This window comes from Bradyrhizobium sp. JR3.5, assembly GCF_054057015.1.
In genome coordinates this window covers 6,139,254-6,161,500 of record NZ_JBSRYV010000002.1, presented here as the reverse complement: position 1 = coordinate 6,161,500, position 22,247 = coordinate 6,139,254, and the positions used below count along the sequence as shown (strand labels likewise).

The 22,247-nt window shown below is 65.3% G+C and carries 18 protein-coding genes and 3 pseudogenes; 8 read left to right on the top strand and 13 right to left on the bottom strand.

Annotated elements, in window-relative coordinates; translation table 11 throughout:
- Positions 1-10: 10 nt before the first annotated feature.
- From ACVWW1_RS46195 to ACVWW1_RS46180, 4 genes and pseudogenes are all read right to left on the bottom strand, one after another.
- On the bottom strand, positions 11-973 hold the full coding sequence (locus tag ACVWW1_RS46195) for a PDR/VanB family oxidoreductase (RefSeq protein ID WP_456660473.1): 963 nt from the start codon (positions 971-973) through the stop codon (positions 11-13).
- Between the two features lie 12 nt (positions 974-985).
- The gene (locus ACVWW1_RS46190) at positions 986-1,675 is read right to left on the bottom strand and encodes a hypothetical protein (RefSeq protein WP_456660826.1); all 690 of its coding nucleotides are present in this window, start codon (positions 1,673-1,675) and stop codon (positions 986-988) included.
- A gap of 139 nt (positions 1,676-1,814) precedes the next feature.
- A pseudogene (locus ACVWW1_RS46185) lies at positions 1,815-2,306 on the bottom strand (Rieske 2Fe-2S domain-containing protein); the annotation flags it as partial.
- Between the two features lie 13 nt (positions 2,307-2,319).
- The gene (locus ACVWW1_RS46180) at positions 2,320-2,646 is read right to left on the bottom strand and encodes a hypothetical protein (protein WP_456660472.1); all 327 of its coding nucleotides are present in this window, start codon (positions 2,644-2,646) and stop codon (positions 2,320-2,322) included.
- Positions 2,647-2,841: 195 nt separating this feature from the next.
- Between ACVWW1_RS46180 and ACVWW1_RS46175 the strand changes: the two genes are divergently transcribed.
- Positions 2,842-3,336, top strand: a complete 495-nt coding sequence (locus ACVWW1_RS46175) for a MarR family winged helix-turn-helix transcriptional regulator (RefSeq protein ID WP_456660471.1) — start codon at positions 2,842-2,844, stop codon at positions 3,334-3,336.
- Positions 3,337-3,353: 17 nt separating this feature from the next.
- Here ACVWW1_RS46175 and ACVWW1_RS46170 read toward each other — a convergent pair whose 3' ends face one another.
- Genes ACVWW1_RS46170 through ACVWW1_RS46155 form a run of 4 tightly spaced genes read right to left on the bottom strand, consistent with a single transcriptional unit; the run spans position 3,354 to position 8,536 of the window.
- Positions 3,354-4,547, bottom strand: coding sequence for a CaiB/BaiF CoA transferase family protein (locus ACVWW1_RS46170; protein ID WP_456660470.1), 1,194 nt, complete (start codon positions 4,545-4,547; stop codon positions 3,354-3,356).
- 10 nt (positions 4,548-4,557) lie between these two features.
- Positions 4,558-6,789, bottom strand: coding sequence for an acyl-CoA dehydrogenase family protein (locus tag ACVWW1_RS46165; protein ID WP_456660469.1), 2,232 nt, complete (start codon positions 6,787-6,789; stop codon positions 4,558-4,560).
- 14 nt (positions 6,790-6,803) lie between these two features.
- Complete coding sequence (locus tag ACVWW1_RS46160; RefSeq protein WP_456660468.1) at positions 6,804-7,613, bottom strand: enoyl-CoA hydratase/isomerase family protein; 810 nt, start codon at positions 7,611-7,613, stop codon at positions 6,804-6,806.
- Between the two features lie 56 nt (positions 7,614-7,669).
- Complete coding sequence (locus ACVWW1_RS46155; RefSeq protein WP_456660467.1) at positions 7,670-8,536, bottom strand: FadR/GntR family transcriptional regulator; 867 nt, start codon at positions 8,534-8,536, stop codon at positions 7,670-7,672.
- An 81-nt stretch (positions 8,537-8,617) separates the two neighbouring features.
- Here ACVWW1_RS46155 and ACVWW1_RS46150 point away from each other — a divergent pair, with 81 nt between their 5' ends.
- Positions 8,618-9,757, top strand: coding sequence for an acyl-CoA dehydrogenase family protein (locus tag ACVWW1_RS46150; protein ID WP_456660466.1), 1,140 nt, complete (start codon positions 8,618-8,620; stop codon positions 9,755-9,757).
- Positions 9,758-9,811: 54 nt separating this feature from the next.
- On the top strand, positions 9,812-11,014 hold the full coding sequence (locus tag ACVWW1_RS46145; RefSeq protein WP_456660825.1) for an ABC transporter substrate-binding protein: 1,203 nt from the start codon (positions 9,812-9,814) through the stop codon (positions 11,012-11,014).
- A 47-nt stretch (positions 11,015-11,061) separates the two neighbouring features.
- Here ACVWW1_RS46145 and hutU read toward each other — a convergent pair whose 3' ends face one another.
- The 3 genes and pseudogenes from hutU to hutI form a co-directional block, all read right to left on the bottom strand.
- Positions 11,062-12,732 carry a urocanate hydratase gene (hutU, locus tag ACVWW1_RS46140; RefSeq protein WP_456660465.1) on the bottom strand — a complete coding sequence of 557 codons (1,671 nt, stop codon included), beginning with the start codon at positions 12,730-12,732 and terminating at the stop codon, positions 11,062-11,064.
- Between the two features lie 18 nt (positions 12,733-12,750).
- Positions 12,751-14,310: a histidine ammonia-lyase gene (gene hutH, locus ACVWW1_RS46135; RefSeq protein WP_456660464.1), complete on the bottom strand. Its 1,560-nt coding sequence runs from the start codon at positions 14,308-14,310 to the stop codon at positions 12,751-12,753.
- Positions 14,307-15,523: pseudogene (gene hutI / locus ACVWW1_RS46130) on the bottom strand (imidazolonepropionase). Before hutI ends, hutH begins: the two are co-directional and overlap by 4 nt.
- Before the next feature lie 85 nt (positions 15,524-15,608).
- On the opposite strand from hutI, the gene ACVWW1_RS46125 reads away from it, so the two are divergent.
- The 5 genes from ACVWW1_RS46125 (at position 15,609) to ACVWW1_RS46105 (ending at position 20,436) form a co-directional block, all read left to right on the top strand.
- Entirely contained in the window at positions 15,609-16,967 is a 1,359-nt protein-coding gene (locus tag ACVWW1_RS46125) for a formimidoylglutamate deiminase (RefSeq protein WP_456660463.1), read from the top strand.
- Complete coding sequence (hutC, locus tag ACVWW1_RS46120; protein WP_092125371.1) at positions 16,964-17,707, top strand: histidine utilization repressor; 744 nt, start codon at positions 16,964-16,966, stop codon at positions 17,705-17,707. Before ACVWW1_RS46125 ends, hutC begins: the two co-directional genes overlap by 4 nt.
- A 149-nt stretch (positions 17,708-17,856) precedes the next feature.
- Positions 17,857-18,801, top strand: a complete 945-nt coding sequence (locus ACVWW1_RS46115) for an ABC transporter substrate-binding protein (RefSeq protein WP_456660462.1) — start codon at positions 17,857-17,859, stop codon at positions 18,799-18,801.
- A 79-nt stretch (positions 18,802-18,880) separates the two neighbouring features.
- Positions 18,881-19,654 carry an ABC transporter permease gene (locus ACVWW1_RS46110; RefSeq protein ID WP_456660461.1) on the top strand — a complete coding sequence of 258 codons (774 nt, stop codon included), beginning with the start codon at positions 18,881-18,883 and terminating at the stop codon, positions 19,652-19,654.
- Positions 19,651-20,436, top strand: coding sequence for an ABC transporter ATP-binding protein (locus ACVWW1_RS46105; protein WP_456660460.1), 786 nt, complete (start codon positions 19,651-19,653; stop codon positions 20,434-20,436). Before ACVWW1_RS46110 ends, ACVWW1_RS46105 begins: the two co-directional genes overlap by 4 nt.
- A 111-nt stretch (positions 20,437-20,547) precedes the next feature.
- On the opposite strand, the pseudogene ACVWW1_RS46100 reads toward ACVWW1_RS46105, so the two are convergent.
- Positions 20,548-20,896: pseudogene (locus ACVWW1_RS46100) on the bottom strand (FmdB family zinc ribbon protein).
- A 100-nt stretch (positions 20,897-20,996) separates the two neighbouring features.
- Positions 20,997-22,226: a formamidase gene (fmdA, locus tag ACVWW1_RS46095; RefSeq protein ID WP_176532317.1), complete on the bottom strand. Its 1,230-nt coding sequence runs from the start codon at positions 22,224-22,226 to the stop codon at positions 20,997-20,999.
- Positions 22,227-22,247: the final 21 nt, after the last annotated feature.

The following is a 22,247-nucleotide window of genomic DNA, read 5'->3' as shown; positions in this document are numbered from 1 at the left end:
TGTTGTTGTCCTAGAGATCGAGCACGAGCGTGCGGGACTTGGCGCCCGAGCAGCAGATCATGACGCTCTTGTTCGCCGCCTGCTCTTCCTTGCTCAGGAACTGGTCGCGATGATCCGGCGTGCCCTCGAGCACGCGCGTCTCGCAGGTGCCGCAGACCCCCTCGGTGCAGGCGTAGTTCGCGGTGATGCCGGCATCCAGCAATGCATCGAGGATCGTCTTGCCGGGCTCGACCGCAATCGTGCGGTTGCTTCGCGCGAGCTTGACGTCGAAGCCGCCCTCGGTAGCGGGCGCTTCCCGCGCCTGGAAGTATTCGACATGTACGCGATCCGAAGGCCGATCGGCCGCCGCTGCCTCGAATGCCGAGAGCATGGGCGCCGGACCGCAGCAATAAAGATGCGCGTGGGCCGGCGCGTTTCCGACAATCGCCGGCAGGTCGAACAGACGCCCCGATCGCTCGTCATCGAAATCGAGATGTATCCTGGAGCGAAGATCGGATCGGAATGTGTCGAGCTCGTCGAGGAATGCGGCGGCGGCGCGCGTCCTCGCGGCATAGAACAGCTCCCAGCGGCGTCCGAGCGCCTCCAGCCGCCGGATCATCGACAGCAATGGCGTGATGCCGATGCCGCCGGCGATCAGGACCGAATGCTCTGCCGCTTCGTGCAGCGCGAAATTGTTGCGCGGCCCGGAGATCGTCACGATGTCGCCGACCTTCACGGAGTCGTGGATGAAGCTGGAGCCACCGCGGCTCTCGGCATCCTTGTTGACCGCGATCACGTACCGGTGCCGCTCGCGCTGATCGTTCACCAGCGAGTAGCTGCGGAACATGCCGTTCGGCAGATGCAGGTCGATATGGCTGCCGGCGGTGAACGGCGCAAGCTCGCCGCCTCTCCGCGCGATCAGCTCGTAGGAATTGATCCGCTCGGCCTCGTAGCCGATGCGTTTGACCAGCACGTCCTGCGTCACGTCAGCCATGGCGGGATGCGCTCACAGCTCGTACCCGAAATCGGCGCCGAGCTTCGCCCGCATGAACGGCGCGCCGACATCGACCCAGGAATCCTCCGGCGGCAGCCGCAGCGACACCGCCCGCACCATGAACACGTCGGGGTCCAGGACACCCTTGGGCTTGATCGCGTGATCGCGATAGGCGCCGAGCGCTTCCAGAATGAAGCGCCGCGTCATCGCGATGCCGGTATCGCTCGAGCAGAGCGTCTCCCTGGTGCGATCGAAGATCGGCGAGACGCCGCTCTGGCAGGCTCCGTCCTGCACCCAGAGCCCCGGCAGGCCCGAGAACCATGTGGTGCGCTGCGCCTCGTAGTCGAATTGAAAGCCGTTCTGCGGATTGTATTTGGTCCAGTAGCCTGCATACGGAACCGTCACCGGGTGCTGGACCAGCGCGTGGCGGCTGGCATGGCCACTCTCGCGGCCCTTGTGTCCTTCGGCGAAGACCTGCCGCGTTTTCTCCAGCAGCGGCTCCGACGGATGATAAGAGAACATGATGCAAAGCGTGTTCTCGTCATCGATCGGCACCCAGGCGTGCCCGCTCAGATCCGGGAACGGAGACAGCGGCGGCACCAGCGTATAGAACGGCAGCAGGAACTGATTGACGCGCCAGTACAGCGTGTTGGCATCGTAATTGCGCCGCGCGGCGATGCTCATGCCAAAGTCCTGCTTGATGCATTCGAAGGTCGGCCGCAGGTCGCGCTTCTGGATCCAGGCGCTCGTCGTGCCCTGGGCGTCCAGCCGACCGTGCAGCAGCGGGGCCGTGCGCCGAGTCGATCTCGCCCTCGACCGCCTGCAGCCAGTTGCACTCCTGGACGCGAATCGAGATGTGCACCTGCTCGGCTGGCACCAGATTCCATTCGAGGTTCGGCAGCGGCGGAAGCTCGGCCTGGTCGGGACCCATATAGGTCCAGATCATCCCGTTGCGCTCCTTGCAGGGATAGGCCTTGATCCGCACCCGCTCCTTGAGGCGGCTCCGCACCGGCTCGGCCGGCATGTCCGTCACCGCGCCGGTGACGTCGAATTTCCAGCCGTGATAGACGCAGCGCAGCCCGCAATCCTCGTTTCGTGCGAAGATCAGCGGCGCGCCGCGATGCGGGCAGGCCTGGTCGACTAGCCCGACCCGCCCCTCGGTGTCGCGGAAGGCGACCAGATCCTCGCCGAGCAGCCGGATGCGCTTCGGCTGTCCGTCCTTGGCGAGGTCGGCCGACGGCAGGAAGGGAATCCAGTAGAGCCGAAACAGGTCGCCGAGCGGCGTTCCCTTCCCGACCCTCACCAGGCGTTCATTGTCTTCGCGCGAGAGCATGGGTTTGCCTCCTTCAATTGCGTGTGGCCGGGCCCGCCGCGCCGCCGAGAAGCGCGGCGACACGGTCAGACAGTCCGAGATCCTGAGCGGTCCAGAGTGGATCGGATGCGGTGAGCGGCTTGCGCGGAATGGGAGGCTGCTTGCCCTCCTCCACGAGGCCGACGATCAATTCGATGCGCCGCCGCTCCAGTTCCCGCAGTGCGTCCTCGACGACGGCGGCTTCCGCCGTGCATCCCGGCAGCTCCGGATAGGCAAGGCGAACCCGCCAGTGCCCCGGCTCGGTTTCGACCGCCTCAGCCTCGAGCAAATAGGGAATCGACAGCAGCTCACGCAGGTCCAAGTTCAACCCCCCTGAACGATGTATTGGCATCGCATTTGATACGTATACGTACTACATTGCCAAATGCGTGACAAGGCCGAAAGCAGTTGCATCGTGCCGGGAACAGGCCGGGGTGCGGTTCACCGCAGGGTTGAGGACGTCAGGCCAAGCTGCTAACGGCTACGCGAATTCGAAAAATCGGAGTCCAACGACGGCATGGCAGCCGACAAGGGTATGAAGGCGAACTCGGCGACGGACATTGCCCGCGACTGGCAACTCGAAGGCGGCGTCGGATTTCTGCTGCGGCTGCTGGAGGCCCGCTACGACGGGCTCTATCAGAGCATGACGCGCCAGAGCGACATCACGCCGCGGCAGTTCGGCGTGCTGATGGCGCTGTACCAATTGGGTCCTCTCACCCCCTCGGTGCTGGCGGAACGAATCAGTTGCGACCGCAACACGCTCAGCGAGATGCTGAAGCGGATGGTTGCACGCCGGCTGGTTTCCAAGAAGAACAATCCGGACGACCGCCGCTCGCTCCAGGTGCAGATCACCGCCAAGGGAGAGGAAGCGCTTCTGGCCGTCATCCCCGCGGCCGCCGAGCTGCAAAACATCATGCTGGCTCCCCTGCGCAAGGAAGACCGCGCGCATTTCCTGAAATGTCTGCTGGCGATCGCGAAAGCTCCGCCGCCGGACGCTCCGTCCGATACCTGAGATCGCCGGCGCCCCGCCTAGGCCTGCGCCCTGCCAAACGTGCCCGCAGCGGCGAGCGCCGCGATTGCGTCCGGCGACAATCCCAGGATCCGCGACAGCACATCGTCGCGCTGCGCGCCAATCCCGGGAACTTGACTTCCGATCGACGTATCGGCCCCGGACATCTGCCACGGCGCATTGACGCCGACGAATTCGCCGGCGCCATCCGAGACCGTCCCAAACACGCCCCGTTGACGCAGATGGGCATCGGTCAGCGCCGCGCCCGGCGTCCGGTACTCGGCGCAGGGAACACCGGCACGATCCAACGCCGCGATGCATTCGGCGACGGTGTGGCGCTCGGTCCATTGCTCGATCACCTGCATCATGGCGGTCCAGTTGGCACCGCGCGCCGGAATGGTCGCAAAGCGCGGATCGTTCGCCAGTTCGTCCTGCCCCGTCACCTCACATAGCGCTGCAAAATTGCGCGGCGTGACCGGAGCGATCAGGATATCACCATCGCGCGTGCGCACCGGCCCATAGGTCGGACGCGGCGAGCGGATCGGGAATTGCGCTTCCTGGAGCTCGTAGACCAGCAGGTTAAGCATGCAATCCAACAACGCCACATCGACGCGCTGCCCCTTCCCGGTGCGTTCGCGCTGGACCATCGCGGTCTGGATCGCGGAATAGCCGAAGATGCCGCCGAGGATGTCGGCGACAAAGATCGCGCCGGCGGCCGGACGTTGCCGGTCGCCGGCATAGCGCATGAGCGAGGTATCGAATCCGCTCTCGGCGTGCACGATCATGGCGTAAGCGGCCCGCTCGGCGGCGGGGCCTGTCTGGCCATAGCCCGAGATCGAGCAATAGATCAGGCGCGGGTTGATTTCGCGAAGTGCCTCGTAGCCAAGGCCGAGGCGGTCCATGACGCCGGGGCGGAAATTCTCGACGAGAATGTCCGCCTCCGCGACCATGCGATGCACGAGCTTGATGGCATCGGCGTTCTTCAGGTCGAGCGCCAGGCTGCGCTTGCCGGCATTGAGCTGGCCGAAATAGGTGCTGTGGCCTTCGCGCAGCGGCGTCCGCAGCCGCATGTCGTCGCCTTCCGGCGGCTCGATCTTGATCACCTCGGCACCGACGTCAGCGAGCAGCCGCGCGCAATACGGCCCCGCCACCATGATGGAAAAGTCCAGCACCCGCACCCCGGCGAGCGGCGCCCTGTCGCCATCCTTCTGCATCCGATCTATCCTATCTCGGCAGCCCGAGCGCGCGTTGCGCGATCAGGCTGCGCTGAATCTCATTGGTCCCGATGCTGATGACCCACATCAGCGAATGCCGCAGGTTCTGCTCAAAGCGGCCATTGTCGATCGCGCCCGGCATCTGTTCGGACAGCGCGGCGCGCATGCCGAGAATGTCGAGCGCGGCCTCGCCGAATCGCTCCATCAGCTCTCCGGAAAACACCTTGCTGATCGCGCCATATTCCGGCGGCGTCATGCCGTCGGCGGCAAGCTCGGCACAATGCATCATTAATAGACGACCGATCTCGATCTCGGATGCCAGGGTCGCCATCCTGTCGCGGACGTCATCGGCGAGAGACCGCTCACCTTGTCTCGCCATCACATGCAAACGCAGCTGTTCGAAGGCGTGCGCGACCTTCAGGACGATCCCGCCACCGACCAGCCCTCGCTCGAAGGCGAGCGCGCCGGTCAGCACCTTCCAGCCGCCATTGACCTCGCCAACCAAATTCTCGGCGGGAATGCGGACATTGTCGTAGAAGATGTTGGCAAACGTACCGTCATACATGGTGACGGATGGATGGATGGTGATGCCCGGCGCATCCATCGGCACGATGAACATGCTGATGCCGGCATGCGGCGGCTTTGCATCCTTGTCCGTTCGCGCGGCGAGGAACATGTATTTGCCCCACCAGGTGGTGGTCCAGATCTTCTGGCCGTTGATCACCCAGTGCTCGCCGTCCCTGATCGCACTGGTGCGCAGCGCCGCGAGGTCCGAGCCCGCCTGCGGTTCGCTGTAACCCATGCCGTGCATGGCTTCGCCGCGCAGGATTTCCGGAAGATATTTTTGCTGCTGCTCTGCCGTGCCGAACATCATCAACGCGTTGGCCTGGATCGCCGCACCGATCCGCGGCGCCTCGCCCCGCTCCATCGTCTCCATGAAGGCGATCTGCTCCAGCGGAGAGCGTGCCTGGCCGCCGAACTGCTCCGGCCATCCGAGCCCGATCCATCCGGTCTCGCCGATATTTCGGGCGAAGCTCGCATCGAACTCGCGCTTGGCGAATGGCCTCTGGTCGAACGCCTGCTTTGTGTCTCCGGTCCAGTTTTGCGTGAGCCAGAGCCGGATCTGCTCGCGAAACGCATTTCCGGCGGACCCGAGGTTGTATTGCGGCAACCCGGCGCCACCCGCATCCAACAGTCGCGCGGCAAGTCTGCACTTCGCATCCGAGGCGCCGCCGAGCGCGATCGTATCGAGGTGCACGCGCTTGAAATGGATCGGCGCCTCGTGCTCCTCCGCATAGCCGATCGCACCGAATGTATGCTGGGTCTCCAGCGAGACCTGCCGCAGCGCATTGCCGGAGAACGCCGATGCGCAATCGGCGAAGTAGCGCCAGTCGTCGTCGCCGCCATCGTGCAGTCTGGCGGCATGCTCGAGGATCAGCCTGACGCCTTCGAGCGCGATCAGGCAGTTGGCCAGCTTGTGCTGAATGGCCTGGAACTTGCCGATCGGTTGTCCGAACTGGTGCCGCTCCTTGGCGTAGTCCACCGCCAGCTCAAACGCCCGCCGCGCCGCGCCGTAAGCGCGCGCGGTCAACGCCGCTCTGCCCTTGGTGCGGAGATCGTCCAGATCGACCATCCCGACGGGAATGCACGTGAGCGGCGCTGCGTTCAGCCTGACCTCGGAGAGCCCCCATGCCCCCATCGCGCGGGTCGCAACGCATTCGACACCGGGACCGCCAAGATCGATCAGCGCAAGATGGGCTTGATCGAGCGCGACCAGAAGATGCGTGGCGCCTCCCGCGGCCTCGACAAAGCGGAGCACACCTGTTGCCCTGAGGTCCATGACCTGGATCGAGCCCGTGCCAGGGTCGGGGTCCAGCGCACCAAACGAGAAGGCGATGATCGCCTTCCCGGAATGCAGCCGCTCCAGCAGATCCACCACGACGTCGACCTGCGATCCGGAGATCGCAAGATTGGCGAGCGCCGCAGACCACATCGGCGCCGGACATCCGGCCCGGCCAAGCTCCGACATGACGACAAGAATCTCGGCGAGTCCGCCTTCGCCACCTTCTGCACCAAGCGCGGCGACGCCTTGCCCGACCAGCTTGCGCCAGATCGCCGACACTTCGTCCGGCGAGGACGACGCCGTTGCGCCGCGCGAACGCCAATGCTCGTCGAGGAAGCGGCGCAAGGAATCGCGCAGCATTCCTGCGACATCGTCATTCGACGCTTCGGTCGCCGTCATTGCCCAGCCCCGAGCTATGCCTGGCCGAACTTCGGCTTGCGCTTCTCCTTGAACGACATCGTCGCCTCCTTGTGGTCCGCGGTCTCGAACGTCACCTGCTCAAGCGCCATTGAGGCCTCCAGCAGCATGTTCACGCGCTCCTTGACGATCTGGTTGATCGACAGCTTGGTCCAGCGAATGGCCCAGGTCGGACCGTTGGCGAGCTCGACCGCGATCTCGCGGGCCTTGGCCAGTACCTCCGCGCGCGGCGCGACGTGATTGACCAGCCCGATCCGCTCCGCCTCCTTGCCCTTCAGCAGCGTGCCGCGGATCAGGAATTCCTTGGCCTTGTTGATGCCGACCAGCAGCGGCCAGATCACCGTGCCGCCGTCGCCTGCGACCAGACCGACGCGCGAGACGTGGGTGTCGCCGATCCGCGCATCTTCCGCCATCACGGTGATGTCGCAGAGCAGCGCATGGGTCGCCGCCAGGCCGATGGCGTCGCCGTTGATCGCCGCGATGATCGGCTTGTCGAGCTCGAGCTGGCGGGTGACGCCGCGCCGGCTGATCATGGGATCGTGGACTTCGCCCTCCTCGAGCACGTCGCCGCCCGGCCGCTCGGACATCGCCTTCACGTCGCCACCGACGCTGAAGAAGTCGCCGGCGCCGGTCAGGACCACGGCATTGACGGCATGATCGTCGGCGAGGTCGTCCCAGATCGTTCGCAGCTCGCGGATCAGCTTCTGATTGATGGCATTGCGCGCCTGCGGGCGATTCAAGGTCACGGTCGCGACCTTGTCCGCGACCTCGACCGTCAGGCATTCATACTTGGCGTAGTTGGACACGTTTGCCTCCATTGTTGTTGCTGTTTGAGTGTTGATTAATTCGCCGGCGCGGCGCGCTACCGGCGCAGCCCGGGCTGCACGTCGGCCAACGCGACGTGAAGCGACATGGCACCCGGATCCTGCTCCAGCATGCGCTGCACGGATTCCAGGTGCGACCGCAGCAGCCGGCTTGCCAGCGCCACGTCTCGTTCGCTCAGCGCCGCCAGGAATTGCCGCCGCTTCTCCGCGAGCCGCGCCATCGCGACCCCGCTGGAAGCGACCTTGGCGTAGACAAAGCGCATGTGGATCTCGGTGACCGAATCCACGATCATCGCGATCACCTTGTTGCCGGTCGAGGCCGCCAGCAGCTTGTAGAACTCGCGCGAGCATTCGACCCGATCGAGCAGCCGGCCTTCCTTCGTGGCGAGCTCGGTCCGCTCGATATTGGCTTCCAGCGCATCGAGGTCGGTGCGCCGGGCATTTGCGCATGCCAGCTGCACCACGAGGTCGAGGACGTGGACCCGCGCTTCCGACAATTCCCGCACGGATATCGTCCCGAGGCTCAGCATGTCGCGCATGACCTCGTTCATGCGCCGGGTGTCGCCCTGCTGGATGAAGGCGCCGCCCTTGACGCCCTTCTGCAGCCGCAACACGCCGGCCATCTCCAGGCTGCGCAGCGCCTCCCGCAGCACGTTGCGGCTGACCCCAAGCTGTTGGGCCAGCTCGCGCTCGGCCGGCAGCTTGTCGCCGGGCTTCAGCACGCCGAGCGCCAGCTGCTCGCGAATGCGCTCGCAGATCTCCTCGAACGTCCGCCTGGTGTGGATCGGCTTGAATGTCGGCGCGGCCGCGGAGCCGGCCGCACGGAGATCGGTGGCCCGCTCCCTGCGGTTCGGCGAGGCGGTACGGGGGCGCTGCGGCGCGCGAGGGCTTGACTTGGTGCTCATGCGGTGAATTATTAAATGGATCACCCATTCAATGGAAGCCCCTTTTTGGCTTCCGGCAAAGAAAACAGACGGGGAGTCCGTATGAGTTTTTCCGAGGAGCAGGTCGCCTTTCGCGACAACGTGCGCAGGATGGTCGCCAGGCACGTGGCGCCGATCGCCGCCGAAATCGACGAGACCGACCGCTTCCCGCTCGAACTGGTCAAGCTGTTCGGCGAGATGGGATTGATGCAGCTCTGGGTGCCGGAGCGCTACGGCGGCCCGAACGGCAACCTGACCATGGCCTGCATCGCGCGCGAGGAAATCTCGAAGGTCTCGCCCGCCTGCGCATCGATCGCGGCGCTCAACACCATGTTTATCATGCCGTTGCTGCATTTCGGCTCGGAGGAGCAGCGCCAGAAATATTTGCCGATCATCGCCCAGGGCGGTGTGGTCACGGCGATTGCGATCTCGGAGCCGCAGGCCGGCTCCGACGTCGCCGCGCTCAATACCCGCGCCCGGAAGGACGGCGACAGCTATGTCCTGAATGGCCGCAAGCAGTGGTGCAGCTACGGCGTCGTCGCCGACTACATCGTGGTGATGGCACGGACCAGCGACGGCGCCGGCGCCGACGGAATCAGCGCCTTCATCGTCGAGCCGAAGAAGATGCCGGGCATTACGTTCGGCCGCCACGAGCGCAAGATGGGCTTTCGCGGCGCCCCCAATACCCCGATCTTCTTCGACAATGTCCGGGTCCCGGCCGAAAACCTCGTCGGCGAGGAAGGCAAGGGCTTTCGCGCGTCGATGCGCGCGCTCGACCTCAATCGCCCGACCATCGGCGCCCAGTCGGTCGGCCTCGCGCAAGGCGCGCTCGATGCCTGCGTCGCCTACGCCAAGGAACGCAAGCAGTTCAAGCAACCGATCGCCGAATTCCAGGGCGTGCAGTTCATGCTCGCGGACATGGCCATGCAGATCGAGGCCGCCCGTGCGCTGGTCTATGAATGCGCCCGCGCCGGCGATGCCGGCGACTGGAAGCGGCTCAACGTGCTTGCCAGCATGGCCAAATGCGTCGGCAGCGACGTGGCGATGAAGGTGACAACCGACGCGGTCCAGATCTTCGGCGGCTACGGCTACACCATGGACTACCCGGTCGAACGCATGATGCGCGACGCCAAGCTGACCCAGATTTTCGAAGGCACCAACCAGATCCAGCGGGTGGTGATCGCCCGCGAGCTGCTGCGCTAGCGCAGATCGATTGCAATAAGAAACGAATTACAGGGAGGAACGACCTTGAACCACATCATAGACCGGGCGTTGGCGGCCGTCGCGCTGTCAGCCCTGCTGGCGGCGCCTGCCTACGCGCAGAAAGCTTATGGACCCGGCGCCAGCGATACCGAGATCAAGCTCGGCCAATCGACGCCGCTGAGCGGCCCCGCCTCTGCCTTCGGCGCCGGTGCCGGGCGCGCCGTGGTCGGCTACTTCGAGATGCTGAATACGAAGGGCGGCATCAACGGCCGCAAGATCAACTTCACCCAGCTCGACAACGCCTACAGCGCGCCGAAGGCGGTCGAGCAATCCCGCAAGCTGATCGAGGACGTCGGCATTCTGGCCGAGGTCGGTACGATCGGCACCGCGCCCAACGTCGCGATCCAGAAATACCTCAACGGCAAGCAGGTGCCGCAGCTCTTCATCACCGCCGGAGGACGCCGCTTCAACGATCCCAAGACGTTCCCGTGGACAATCCCGCTCTATCCGGACTTCGAAACCGAAGGCCGCGTTGTCGCCAAATACCTCCTGCGCACAAAGCCCGACGCCAGGATCGGCGTGCTCTACCAGAATGACGACTACGGCAAGGACTATCTCAAGGGCCTCCGCGCGGGTCTCGGTCCGAAGGCCGAGCTGATCGTCGCCCAGGCCTCCTACGAACTTGCCGACCCGACGATCGACTCGCAGATCGTCCAGCTGAAGGCTGCCGGGGTCGACACGCTGATCGAGCAGTCGTCGTCGAAGGCCGCCGCGCAATCGATCCGCAAGGTCTACGAGCTGGGCTGGAAACCGCTGCACGTGATCGGCGGCTCGACGGCATCGGTCGAAACCATCCTGAAGCCCGCGGGCCTCGAGGCATCGAAGGGGCTGGTCACCACCCAATTCCTCAAGCAGCCCGGCGACCCGGCGTGGGCCAATGACGACGAGGTCAAGGCCTACAAGGATTTCCTGAAGACGTACGCAGCTTCGGCCAACCCGGACGACTATTCCGTGCTGGTTGCCTATATGAATGTGCACGCCGTGGAGCTGGCCTTGCGCAAATGCGGCGACGACCTGACCCGCGAAAACCTGATCAAGCAGGCGACGTCGCTGAACGGCGAGCGGCTGCCGATGATGCTGCCGGGCGTCTCGATCAGCACCCGGCCCGGCGACTACACGCCGTTCAGGACCTTGCGGATCGCGACGTTTGATGGCGAGAGCTGGTCGCTGACCGGCGAGCCGCTGTCGGCCGATTGAGCCGGGTCGGCGAGAACCGTCATCAGCGGCTTCTCGCCAACATCAACTCACGCGCGCAGGCTCGGCAGATCGAGGCCATTGGCCTGGGCGCATTCGATCGCCGTCTCATAGCCCGCATCGGCGTGGCGCATGACCCCCGTCGCCGGATCGTTCCACAGCACGCGCTCGAGCCGGCGCGCCGCCTCCGGCGTGCCGTCTGCGACGATCACCATGCCGGCGTGCTGCGAATAGCCGATGCCGACACCGCCGCCGTGGTGCAGCGACACCCAGGTGGCGCCGCTCGCGCAGTTGAGCAGCGCGTTGAGCAACGGCCAGTCGGACACCGCATCGGAGCCGTCCCGCATCGCTTCGGTCTCGCGGTTGGGGCTTGCCACCGACCCGCTGTCGAGATGATCGCGGCCGATCACGATCGGTGCCTTGAGCTCGCCGCGCGCGACCATTTCGTTGAAGGCAAGGCCAAGCCGATGGCGGTCGCCGAGCCCGACCCAGCAAATCCGCGCCGGCAGCCCCTGAAATTTGATGCGCGCCTTCGCCATGTCGAGCCAGTTGTGCAAATGGCCATCGTTGGGCATCAGCTCCTTGACCTTGGCGTCGGTCTTGAAGATGTCCTCGGGATCCCCGGACAGCGCCGCCCAGCGGAACGGCCCCACGCCGCGGCAGAACAGCGGACGAATATAGGCCGGAACGAAACCCGGAAAGTCGAACGCCTGCTTCAGGCCCATGTCCTTGGCCATCTGGCGGATGTTGTTGCCGTAGTCGAGCGTCGGGATTCCCTGCGCGTGGAAGTCCAGCATGGCCTGGACATGATCGACCATCGAGTTCTTGGCCGCGGTCTCGACCGCCTTCGGATCGGCGGCGCGGCGCGCCTCCCATTCGGCGAGCGTCCATCCCTTGGGCAGATAGCCGTTGATCGGATCGTGCGCGCTGGTCTGGTCGGTGACGATGTCCGGGCGCACGCCGCGGCGCACCAGCTCCGGAAAGATCTCGGCCGCATTGCCGAGCAGGCCGACCGAGACCGGCTTCCGGGTCTTGGCCGCGTCGGCAATGATCGCCAGCGCTTCATCGAGCGTCGTCGCCTGCCGGTCGAGGTACCCCGTGCGCAGCCGCATCTCGATGCGGCTCGGCTGGCACTCGACGGCGAGCATCGAAGCGCCGGCCATGGTCGCGGCCAGCGGCTGGGCGCCGCCCATGCCGCCAAGGCCCGCCGTGAGTATCCATCTGCCGGCGAGGCTGCCGCCATAGTGCCGGCGGCCGACCTCGACAAACGTCTCGTAGGTTCCCTGCACGATGCCCTGGCTGCCGATGTAGATCCACGAGCCTGCCGTCATCTGGCCAAACATCATCAGGCCCTGGCGGTCGAGCTCGTTGAAATGGTCGAGCGTAGCCCAATGCGGCACCAGGTTCGAATTCGCGATCAGGACCCGCGGCGCATCCGCATGGGTGCGGAAAATCCCGACCGGCTTGCCGGATTGGACCAGCAGCGTCTGGTCGCCCTCGAGCTTGCGCAAGGAGGCGGCAATCCGGTCAAAGCTCTCCCAGTCGCGCGCCGCACGCCCGATGCCGCCATAGACCACGAGCTCGCTCGGACGCTCGGCGACATCAGGGTCCAGATTGTTCATCAGCATCCGCAGCGGCGCTTCCGTCAACCAGCTCTTCGCGCTGATGTCGGTGCCGCGGGGAGCGCGGATGATACGTTCGTTATCCAGTCGGCGGTTCATGACGGATGTCCCTGTCGGCTAAGCAAGTTTTGGAAACGGATCGGACGAAAGGGCCGCGACCGCGGCCGCCGGCAACGCGTCGGCTTCGATCAGCGACGCGGCCCGCGCGAGATCGTCGGCCATGTAGCGGTCCGCAGCGAGCGCCGGAACGTGCTCGCGCAGCGCGGCAATGACCGCAGCGAGTGGCGCGCTGGTCGCATGCGGGGCGCGCAGCGTGATGCCTTGCGCGGCGACCAGAAGCTCGATGCCGAGGATGGCCGCGAGGTTGTCGGCCATGTCGGACAGCCGGCGCGCGGCGTGCGCGGCCATCGAGACGTGATCCTCCTGGTTGGCGCTGGTCGGCGTGGAATCGATCGAGCACGGCATCGCACGCTGCTTGTTCTCGGCATAGAGCGCCGCCGCTGTCACCTCGGCGATCATGAACCCGGAATTGATGCCGGGCTCGGGCGTCAGGAACGGCGGCAAGCCGAAGTTCAGCGCGGGATCGACGAGGGTCGCGATCCGGCGTTCGCTGGTGGCGCCGATCTCCGAGAGCGCCAGCGCGATCTGGTCGGCGGCGAACGCCACCGGCTCAGCATGAAAATTGCCGCCCGAGACGATCTCGCCGGTCTCGACCAGGACCAGCGGGTTATCCGTCACGGCATTGGCCTCAATCGTCAGTCCACGCGCGGCATGTACGAGCAGGTCGAGCACGGCGCCCGCGACCTGCGGCTGGCAGCGCAGGCAATACGGGTCCTGCACGCGCTCATCGCCTTCGAGATGCGATTGCCTGATGTCGCTGCCGTCAAGCAGCGCGGTCAGAGCAGCAGCCGCGGCGATCTGCCCGCCATGGCCGCGCAAAGCTTGAATTTCAGGACGAAACGGCACCGTGGAGGCCATCGCCGCGTCGACCGACAGCGCACCGGTCACCAGTGCAGCACACGCCAGACGATGCGCACGCAGCAGGCCGGAAATCGCATAGGCCGTCGAAAACTGCGTGCCGTTGATCAGCGCGAGTCCCTCCTTGGGGCCGAGCGTCAACGGCGCGAGCCCGGCAGCCGCAAGCGCGTCACGACCCGGTACGATCTTGCCATCAAGGAATGCCTGCCCCTCCCCGATCATGACGGCGGTCATATGGGCGAGCGGCGCCAGATCGCCGGAGGCGCCGACCGAGCCCTGCTGCGGCACCAGCGGCGTGACGCCGCGCGCCAGCATGCCCTGCAACTGCTCGATGACATCGCGGCGCACGCCGGACGCGCCGCGGCCAAGCGAAATCACTTTCAACGCCATCATCAGGCGCACGATCGGTTCCGGCGTGGCGGGGCCTACTCCACAACAATGCGACAGGATGAGATTACGCTGAAGCAGTGCGGTTTGATCAGGCGCGATACGCGTCGAGGCCAGCTTCCCGAAACCGGTATTGATGCCGTACACGGGAACGGCGATATGCGCCGCTTTCGCGACGATCCCCGCGGCTGCCTCGACGCGCGGCCAGAACGACGGATCGAGCACGATGGGCGCGCCTACGAGCACGCGCGCCAGCACGTCGAGGCCGACCGTTCCGGGCTTCACGACAATCGGGACATCCGGATCGCTCATTGGCCCCTCCACACCCGTCGGTGCAACGGATTGAAGCCGATGCGATAGACCAACTCGGCGGGGCGTTCGATGTCCCAGATCGCCAGATCACACGATTTGCCGGCCTCCAACGTCCCGGTCTCGGCGAGCATGCCGAGCGCGCGCGCTCCCTCCCGCGTCACCCCGGCGAGGCATTCGGCAACGGTCATCCGGAACAGCGTTGCGCCCATGTTCATCGTAAGCAGAAGCGAGGTCAGCGGCGAACTGCCGGGATTGCAGTCGGTCGCCAGCGCCATGTTCACGCCATGGCTGCGGAACAACTCGACCGGCGGCTTCTGTGTTTCACGAATGAAATAGAACGCGCCGGGCAGCAGCACCGCTGTTGTCCCCGCCTTGGCCATCGCGGCAACGCCGGCTTCATCGGTGTGCTCCAGATGGTCGGCCGAGAGCGCGGAGAACTTTGCGGCGAGTGCCGCGCCGTCGAGATTCGACAGCTGGTCTGCGTGCAGCTTCACAGGCAGCCCCAGCGCACGCGCCGCCGCGAACACCCGGACCGTCTGCTCTCCGGAAAATGCGATGCCCTCCATAAAAGCATCGACGGCATCGGCAAGGCCGGCCTCGGCCACCGCCGGCAGCATCTCGTTGCAAACCCGATCGATGTAGCGGTCCTTGTCGCCATTGGCTTCGGGCGGCAATGCGTGCGCGCCCAGAAAGGATGTGCGGATCGCGACTGGCCGCAAGCGGCCGAGGCTGCGTGCCGCTGTAAGCTGCCGCATCTCGGTCTCGACGTTAAGGCCATAGCCGGACTTGATCTCGACGGTGGTTGCGCCCTCGCCGATCAGCGCGTCCAGCCGCGGCAGTGCGCCGGCGACAAGCTCGGCCTCGGTCGCGCTGCGCGTGGCGGCAACGGTCGAGACGATGCCTCCGCCTGCGCGCGCGATCTCTTCATAGCTCGCGCCTTTCAGACGAAGCGCTCGAACTCGTGCGCGCGGTTGCCGCCAAAGACCAGATGAGTGTGGCAGTCGACCAGCCCGGGCGTGATCCAGCGGCCGCCGCAATCGATCCGCTCCACGGCGTCCGCATCCACAGGAAAGTCGGTCCGCGCGCCTGCATAGACAATGCGGCCGTCGCGCGCCGCGATCAGGCCGCGCTCGATCTCGCCGAGATCGGCGCGATCGCCGCGCATCGTGGCGAGCCGGGCGTTGTGCCAGATGCGGTCGAAACGCTCTGCCATGCGATCGTCCCCTTAAGGTGGGATGCTTGACTTATATGTCTAGACATATAATCGTGTCGGAGTTCTGTCCAGCCGGCATGGAAAAATGACACGACTGCATTTCGCATTCGCGCTGCTGCCCTCGGGCTGGGCCAATGATGTGCAAATCGTGGTCACCGACGGCGCGATCGCCTCGGTGACGGCAGATGTGCCCCCCGCCGCGCGCGACGAACGTCACCAATTGGCGGTTCCGGGATTGGCGAGCCTGCACAGCCACGCGTTTCAGCGCGGCATGGCCGGCCTTGCCGAACTGCGCGGCGATACGACCGACACGTTCTGGACCTGGCGCGAGACGATGTATCGCTTTGCGCTGACGATGACGCCGGACGACGTCGCGGCCGTCGCGAACCTGCTCTATGTCGAGATGCTCGAGCGGGGCTTTACCCGGGTCGGAGAGTTTCACTATCTCCATCATGATCGGGACGGCTCGCCTTACGCCAATCCGGCCGAGATGGCCGTGCGCATCGCGGAGGCGACTGAGGCCACCGGCATCGGGCTCACGCTGCTGCCGAGCTTTTATGCCCACGGCACGTTCGGCGGCGCGGCACCGCATGCCGGGCAGCGTCGCTTCATCTGCTCGGTCGATCAGTTCGCCGCGCTGATGGCGGCCTCGCGCGAGGCAATCCGAACACTCCCGGGTGCCAACATCGGCATCGCTCCGCACAGCCTGCGCGCTGTGGCGCCGGATGAGCTCGCGGCGATCATTCCGCTTGCCGGGACGGATCCAATCCACATCCACGCCGCCGAGCAGGTGCGCGAAGTTGAGGATTGCATGGCTTGGTCGGGGCAGCGGCCGGTGCAATGGCTGCTCGAACATGCGCCCGTCGATCGTCGCTGGTGCCTGGTTCACGCGACCCACATGACGGAACGGGAAGTCGCTGCGCTCGCCGGCAGCGGCGCCGTCGCCGGCCTTTGCCCGGTCACCGAAGCAAGCCTCGGCGACGGCATCTTTTCGGCGCGCGAATTCCTTGCTGCGGGCGGCCGCTTCGGCATCGGAACCGATTCCAACGTCCTGGTCGGCGTCGCCGACGAGCTTCGCCAACTCGAATACGGCCAGCGGCTGAAGCACCGCGAGCGCAACGTGCTCTCGGGGCGTCCCGGCGCATCCACCGGCCGTGCCCTGTTCGATCACGCGCTCGCGGGCGGCGCGCAGGCCCTGGCGCAGACCAACGCTGGCCTCCTATCTGGCGCGCGCGCCGATATCGTCAGCCTCGATACCGCACACCCATCCCTGGCGGGACGATCGGGCGACGCCGTGCTCGACGGCTGGCTGTTTGCGTCCGGAAGCGACGCGATCGACTGCGTCTGGGCCGGCGGCGACAAACTGGTCACAGGCGGCCGGCACCGGCTGCGCGACAAGGCGCGCGAGCGGTTCAATGCCAGCGTCCGGAGGCTCGTCGCATGAGCCTCGCTTCCGATCGAGCCAAGCCGCGCGCAGCCGAAAAGCCGACGCTCTACAAGCGGATCCGGCTCGATATCGAGACACGGATCCTGACCGGCGAATGGCCACCGGGCCACCGCATCCCCTTCGAACACCAGCTCATGGAGCGCTATCATTGCTCGCGCATGACCGTGAACAAGGCGCTGTCGGAACTGGCACAGGCCGACTTGATCGAGCGGCGGCGGCGTGCCGGCTCATTCGTACGCCGTCCACAGCATCTGTCGGCGGTGCTCAAGATTGCCGACATGCGCGCCGAGATCACGGCGCTCGGCCGCAGCTACGGCTATCAGCTGATCGATTGCCGGCGTCGCACCGCGACCGCGGCCGATCGCGCCCGGCTTGGCGTGAGCACGGCCGGCAAGGTGATCGCGATTGCCTGCCGGCACAGCGCCGACAATGTGCCGTTTGCGGTCGAAGACAGGCTGATCGATCTCTCCACGGTTCCGGAGGCCGCGACGGCGGATTTTGCGCGCGAACCTCCGGGATCATGGCTGCTGCACCATGTGCCGTGGACCGAGGCTGAACATACGATCAGCGCGGTCGTTGCGGACGATCGCACCGCGAAGGCGCTCGACATCGCGGTCGGTGCGCCCTGCCTCGTGATCGACCGCTACACCTGGCGCAGCGCGCGCACGGTAACGGCGGTGCGGCTGCATTATCCAGGCGAGACGCACCGGCTGGTGGCTCGCTTCAAGGGAGGCTGAGACGGCTTGCGCGGCATATTTCATGCAATGCATCATGGGCCACCATCCACCGACATGCTCATGCGGCAATCCGCCGCGACTGACGTGAAGACATCACTGACGTGAAGACATCAACAGGGTTCAATCCATCGTCCAAGGGGTCGACAATCATGCGTTCGTTCAAGCTATTGCCCGCAATCGCAGCCTTGCTCGCGTCCACCGCCGCGTTCGCGGATGACGTCAAGGTCGGCGTCGGCATTTCCGGGTGGACCGGCTTCGCGCCGCTGACGCTCGCCAGGGAGGCCGGCATCTTCAAGAAGAACGGCCTCGACGTGACCTTGAAGAAGATCCCGCAGAAGGACCGGCATCTCGCGATCGCTTCGGGCGACATCCAGTGCGCAGCGACGACCGTGGAGACGTGGATTTCCTGGAACGCCAACGGCGTCGCGACCAAGCAGATCTTCCAGCTCGACAAGAGCTATGGCGCCGACGGCATGGCCGTGCGCAACGACGTCGCCGCGATCAAGGACCTCAAGGGCAAGACCGTCGCGGCATCGGCGCCGGGCACCTCGCCCTACTTCGCGCTGGCCTGGATGCTGAAGAAGAACGGCCTCTCGGTGAAGGACGTCACCGTGGTCAATCTGGAGCCCGCCGCCGCGGCGCAGGCGTTCGTCTCCGGCCAGAACGACGCCGCGATGACCTACGAGCCCTATCTGTCGACCGTGCGCGCCGCCCCCGACAAGGGCAAAATCATCGCCACCACGCTCGACTATCCGATCGTGATGGACACGTTCGGCTGCACCCCGAAATTCCTGACCGACAATCCGAAGGCGGCCCATGCGCTGGCCGACAGCTATTTCGAGGCGCTCGACATGATCGCCAAGGATCAGGCCAAGGCCTATGAGATCATGGGCGCGGACGTGAAGCAGTCCGGCGAGCAGTTCGGCAACTCGGCAAAGTACCTGCGCTGGCAGGACAAGGCCGCCAATCAGAAGTTCTTCGCCGGCGACTTCCTCACCTTCAACAAGGATGCCGCCGAGCTCCTGCTCGAGGTCGGCATCATCAAGGCCGCGCCGAAGGTTGAAGACATCTACGACGCGAGCTTCATCAAGTAACGCAGCCATCATTTCGGCCGGTCCCGCCCCGCGACAAGCCGGGCGGGACTGGCGCATGAGATACGCCTGGACAAATTTGATGCGTCCCCTCGAACCCACAACATCGACGCAGCGCGTGGTCTACGGCCTCGCCTTCTTCGTGCTGTTCGTCGCCCTCTGGTCCTGGGCGACGTTCGGCGGCCATGTGTCGAAGACATTCCTCGCCAACCCGCTCACCATGGTGCAGGAAGGCTATGAGCTGCTCGCCAAGCAAGGCTTCCTGTTCGACATCGGGATGACGATCTGGCGCGTCATCGGCGGCTTTGCCCTTGCCGCGGTCATCGCAGTGCCGCTCGGCGTGCTGATGGGGGCCTACAAGCCGGTCGAGGCCTTTCTCGAACCCTTCGTGTCCTTTGCGCGCTATCTGCCGGCATCGGCCTTCATCCCGCTGTTGATCCTGTGGGCGGGCATCGGCGAGCTGCAAAAGCTGCTCGTGATCTTCATTGGCGCGGTGTTTCAGATCATCCTGATGGTGGCCGTGACCGTCGGCGCCACGCGGCGCGACCTGGTCGAAGCCGCCTACACGCTCGGTGCCGGCGACAGCGGCGTCATTCGCCGCGTGCTGCTGCCCTCCGCGGCCCCCGAGATCGCAGAGATCCTCAGGCTGGTGCTGGGCTGGGCCTGGACTTACGTCATCGTGGCCGAACTGATCGGCTCATCGTCCGGCATCGGGCACATGATCACCGACAGCCAGGCGCTGCTCAACACCGGCCAGATCATCTTCGGCATCATCGTCATCGGGCTGATCGGCCTGATCTCCGATTTCCTGTTCAAGGCGTTCAACGCCTGGCTGTTCCCGTGGAAGCTCGCATGACCGCGCTCAGGATCGATCAGGTCTCGCGAACCTTCCCCGCCCGCGCCGGCAACGCGCCGACAAGGGCGCTCGAGCCGACAACGCTCGACGTCGGCGACAACGACTTCGTCACCATCCTCGGCCCGTCCGGCTGCGGAAAATCCACCCTGCTCCGGATCATCGCCGGGCTCGATCGGCCGACCAGCGGACGCGTCACGCTCGACGGGCGTGAGGTCACCGGCCCCGGCGCCGATCGCGGCATGGTGTTTCAGTCCTACACCCTGTTTCCCTGGCTGACCGTGCGGGAGAACATCGCCTTCGGCCTGCGCGAGCGCGGCGTTCAGCAACAAGGGCGCCATGACATCGCCGACGCCTTCATTCGCCGGGTCGGATTATCCGGCTTCGAGAACCACTGGCCCAAGCAGCTGTCGGGCGGCATGCAGCAGCGCACCGCGATCGCCCGGGCGCTGGCCAATGATCCGAAGATCCTGCTGCTCGACGAGCCGTTCGGCGCGCTCGACAACCAGACGCGTGCGCTGATGCAGGAGATGCTGCTCGGGATCTGGGAGCGCGACCAGAAGACGGTGCTGTTCGTCACCCACGACATCGAGGAAGCGATCTTCCTCGGCAGCCGCGTCATCGTGATGAGCGCGCGTCCCGGCCGCATCAAGGCCGAGATCGTGGTCGACCTGCCGCATCCCCGCTCCTACAAGATCAAGACCACGCCCGAATTCGTCGCACTGAAGGAGCGGCTGGTCGAGGAGATCCGCACCGGGGCCCTGAAGGTCGCCGAACAGGCCTGACGATCAGCTAAAGCGCGATGGGATCGTGTTGAATCATCACGCTTTAGTATGTTGTTAGAGCATGATCTTTTCGGAAAACCGCTTCGCACTTTTCCGGATCATGCTCGGCCGTCAGTGGCTGATCATCCAGGGACGTGCGGTCGGAAAGCCCTTGGCGCCGCTCTTGGTCTTGGTCATCAGCCGCGCCGGCTTCTTCTTTCCCGTGGAACAAAAGCCGCAGCCCGGGCCGTGCGCGGCCTTGTACTGATCGAGCGTCTTCGGCGCGTGCCGGCTCTGCTCGTTGGTGGCGTGCGCCTTGCGCTTCTCCGAGGGCATGCAGAAGAACGGCCGGCGCAGTGAGGATCACACGCGGCGACGTCGTATCGCATTGCGGGCAGTCCTGCGGCAGGTCGCATTCCGCCATCGGCCGCATGTCGGTAAAGGGACCGCAATCGTTGCAGAGATATTCGTAGATCGGCATTTCCTTAATCCTTGCGCAGTCGTTGTGACATCCGGCGATGGATGCGGGGCGGCCAATACGCAGCCGTCCCGCACCCTTCGCGCAGGGATCACTCGAAGGATCACTTGTCGGGCGAGATCGGCATCTGCACGTCGCCCTTGATGTGCTTGATCGGTCCCGCCGACGACGGCATGACGTCGAAGTCGAAGATTTCCGTCGGCAGCCACAGCGTGGCGCAGGCGTTGGGTACGTCGACCACGCCGGAGATGTGGCCCTGGCACGGCGCAGTGCCGAGGATCGAATAGGCCTGGGCGCCGGAGTAACCGAACTTCTTCAGATACTCGATCGCGTTCAGGCAGGCCTGGCGATAGGCGATGTGGACGTCCAGATAATGCTGCTTGCCGGCCTCGTCGACCGAGATGCCCTCGAAGATCAGATAGTCCTTGTAGTTCGGCGTGATCGGCGACGGCTTGAACACGGGGTTCTTGATGCCGTACTTCGATACGCCGTCCTTGATGACGTCGACCTTGATGTGCAGCCAGCCGGCCATCTCGATCGCGCCGCAGAAGGTGATCTCGCCGTCACCCTGGCTGAAATGCAAATCGCCCATCGAAAGCCCGCCGCCCGGCACATAGACCGGGAAGTAGATCTTCGATCCACGCGACAGATCCTTGATGTCGCAGTTGCCGCCATGCTCGCGCGGCGGCACGGTGCGGGCGCCCTCAAGACCGATCTTGGCCTTGACGTCGCCCTTGGCCTGGCCGGCATGCGCGGTCGGCGCGAACGGCGGATTGGCGAGACCCGGCACACGGGTCGGATTGGTCGCGATCAGCTCGGCTTCGCGCTTGTTCCAGGCGGCCAGCATCTTGGCATCGGGCAGACAGCCGATCAGGCCGGGATGGATCAGGCCGGCGAAGTTGACGCCGGGGATGTGACGCGACGAGGTGTAGAGGCCCTTGATGTCCCAGATCGACTTCTGCGCCAGCGGGAAATGGTCGGTGAGGAAGCCGCCGCCATTCTGCTTGGAGAAGAAGCCGTTGAAGCCCCACAGGCTCTCCTTCAAGGGACCGACGTCAAGCAGGTCGACGACGAGGAGATCGCCGGGCTCGGCGCCCTTGACGCCGATCGGGCCGGACAGGAAGTGCACGATCGACAGATCGATGTCGCGCACGTCATCGGCGGAATCGTTGTTCTTGATGAAGCCGCCGGTCCAGTCGACGGTCTCGATGATGAAATCGTCGCCGGGGCTGACCCACTCGACGATCGGAACCTCCGGATGCCAGCGGTTGTGAATCTTGTCGTTTTCATAGGCCGACTTGCTGAGATCGACCTTGATCAGTGTATCTGGCATCGAGATGCTCCCCTTGGGCTA

What these genes read in the sequence shown, in the direction of transcription:
- ACVWW1_RS46150 (WP_456660466.1), top strand. Translation starts at nt 8,618, where the DNA reads ATGAGTTTTTCCGAGGAGCAGGTCGCCTTTCGCGACAACGTGCGCAGG.
- ACVWW1_RS46170 (WP_456660470.1), bottom strand. Translation starts at nt 4,547, where the DNA reads ATGCAGAAGGATGGCGACAGGGCGCCGCTCGCCGGGGTGCGGGTGCTG.
- ACVWW1_RS46125 (WP_456660463.1), top strand. Translation starts at nt 15,609, where the DNA reads ATGACACGACTGCATTTCGCATTCGCGCTGCTGCCCTCGGGCTGGGCC.
- ACVWW1_RS46195 (WP_456660473.1), bottom strand. Translation starts at nt 973, where the DNA reads ATGGCTGACGTGACGCAGGACGTGCTGGTCAAACGCATCGGCTACGAG.
- hutH (WP_456660464.1), bottom strand. Translation starts at nt 14,310, where the DNA reads ATGAGCGATCCGGATGTCCCGATTGTCGTGAAGCCCGGAACGGTCGGC.
- ACVWW1_RS46105 (WP_456660460.1), top strand. Translation starts at nt 19,651, where the DNA reads ATGACCGCGCTCAGGATCGATCAGGTCTCGCGAACCTTCCCCGCCCGC.
- ACVWW1_RS46165 (WP_456660469.1), bottom strand. Translation starts at nt 6,789, where the DNA reads ATGACGGCGACCGAAGCGTCGAATGACGATGTCGCAGGAATGCTGCGC.
- ACVWW1_RS46175 (WP_456660471.1), top strand. Translation starts at nt 2,842, where the DNA reads ATGGCAGCCGACAAGGGTATGAAGGCGAACTCGGCGACGGACATTGCC.
- ACVWW1_RS46110 (WP_456660461.1), top strand. Translation starts at nt 18,881, where the DNA reads ATGCGTCCCCTCGAACCCACAACATCGACGCAGCGCGTGGTCTACGGC.
- hutU (WP_456660465.1), bottom strand. Translation starts at nt 12,732, where the DNA reads ATGAACCGCCGACTGGATAACGAACGTATCATCCGCGCTCCCCGCGGC.
- ACVWW1_RS46115 (WP_456660462.1), top strand. Translation starts at nt 17,857, where the DNA reads ATGCGTTCGTTCAAGCTATTGCCCGCAATCGCAGCCTTGCTCGCGTCC.
- hutC (WP_092125371.1), top strand. Translation starts at nt 16,964, where the DNA reads ATGAGCCTCGCTTCCGATCGAGCCAAGCCGCGCGCAGCCGAAAAGCCG.
- fmdA (WP_176532317.1), bottom strand. Translation starts at nt 22,226, where the DNA reads ATGCCAGATACACTGATCAAGGTCGATCTCAGCAAGTCGGCCTATGAA.
- ACVWW1_RS46155 (WP_456660467.1), bottom strand. Translation starts at nt 8,536, where the DNA reads ATGAGCACCAAGTCAAGCCCTCGCGCGCCGCAGCGCCCCCGTACCGCC.